Origin of the sequence: Acetobacter tropicalis (assembly GCF_001580915.1) — a bacterium.
GTDB lineage: Bacteria > Pseudomonadota > Alphaproteobacteria > Acetobacterales > Acetobacteraceae > Acetobacter > Acetobacter tropicalis.
The window spans coordinates 1-1334 of sequence record NZ_LHZQ01000063.1; the positions used below are offsets into that span (position 1 = coordinate 1).

The window sequence follows — 1334 nt, forward strand, 5'->3', positions numbered from 1 at the left end:
ACCCGAAATTGCCTCAAGTGTGAGAAATCCGCGTCGAAGCAAACCTTCTTGTGAAGCTATGCCATCCCAATAGGGCAAGGTCTAATGAAACAATGCTGCTGGGACACTTTTATGTCTCATTAGGGTTGACTATCGTATTTATGGGACAGTATCTGTTCTGGGTCTAAACCCTAGTGAGACAGAATGAGCATGAAGATTGGTTACGCACGCACCAGCACAACGGAACAGGTTGCAGGGCTGGATGCACAGGTCAGGGATTTGAAGGCCGCTGGGTGCGAGAAGGTCTTTCAGGAACAGGTGAGCGGAGCCACCAGTAACAGGCCACAGCTTGCCGCTGCATTGGACCAGATGCGGGCAGGTGACGTGCTGGTGGTCATGAAGCCAGACAGGCTGGCACGGTCCACAGCGGACCTTCTTGGCTATGTGGAGACGGTCAAAGCCAAAGGATGCCACCTGATTGTTCAAAGCATGGGCGGTCAAACTTTGGACACCAGCAATTCAACCAGTAAGTTAATGCTGACCATGTTAGCTGCTGTGGCTGAGTTTGAGCGTGACCTGATGAAAGAGCGGCAGGCGGAGGGTATCGCGAAGGCCAAGACAGAAGGGAAATATCAGGGCAGGAAACCAACGGCACGCAATCAGGCTGCTGAGGTCCGCAAGTTGCACCAGCAGGGCATCAGGCCCACGGACATTGCCAAGAAGCTGGGGATGGGTCGGAGCAGCGTCTATCGGTGTCTCGATATAACTGATTGATAAATAACGGAATTTCTATAGGTTTGTGGTTTATAAACAAACAATAATGAAAAGAGATCGTTGTGACACAAGGGCTTCCGAGTTATCTTGACGGCTTCGGACTGCCTGCTGGTGCTACTCATTTGGTGTGTTTGTGCTGGTAGTTGTTTTTCGGCGGAAAATAGCGGTTTTTGGTTCATGATGGGGACTTTTGGATTATTCCCCTCATCCGCTCCATTTCCGAAAAATTCAATAAAAACAGTTGTTTGCGGTATATTGCCGTTACCAGCTTTGTGGCTGTGCATTACAGGTCCAGCGTTACATCTTTTGATGCCAGAAAAGGCGTGGAAGACATGCGGTGCATGCTGAAACGGGGGCTTATTATGTCCGCTTCAATGCGCCGAAAGACCGCATGCAGGATGTGGAGCGTGTTCTCTGAACCAAGCATGGCAAGAAGGCTGAGGTTGTCAGCATCCTGAAAACCAAAGACGATCGTGCAGATCTAAAGGCGTATCGTGTAGTATCTAATGTCAGGGCGCGCCCTTGCCCATATTCAGGCAAGGGGTGACGCCAACCGGTGGCGGTGGCGGTGGCGGTGGCGG

The 1334-nt window shown here is 51.2% G+C and carries 2 protein-coding genes; one reads left to right on the forward strand and one right to left on the reverse strand.

All coding sequences use genetic code 11. The annotated features are described in order from the left end of the window. The first annotated feature begins 189 nt into the window (after positions 1-189). The gene (locus AD944_RS00405; protein WP_045543231.1) at positions 190-753 is read left to right on the forward strand and encodes a recombinase family protein; all 564 of its coding nucleotides are present in this window, start codon (positions 190-192) and stop codon (positions 751-753) included. Between the two features lie 283 nt (positions 754-1036). Here the strand turns inward: AD944_RS00405 and AD944_RS16530 are convergent, their stop codons facing one another. Then, positions 1037-1180, reverse strand: coding sequence for a hypothetical protein (locus AD944_RS16530; RefSeq protein WP_156477216.1), 144 nt, complete (start codon positions 1178-1180; stop codon positions 1037-1039). Positions 1181-1334: the final 154 nt, after the last annotated feature.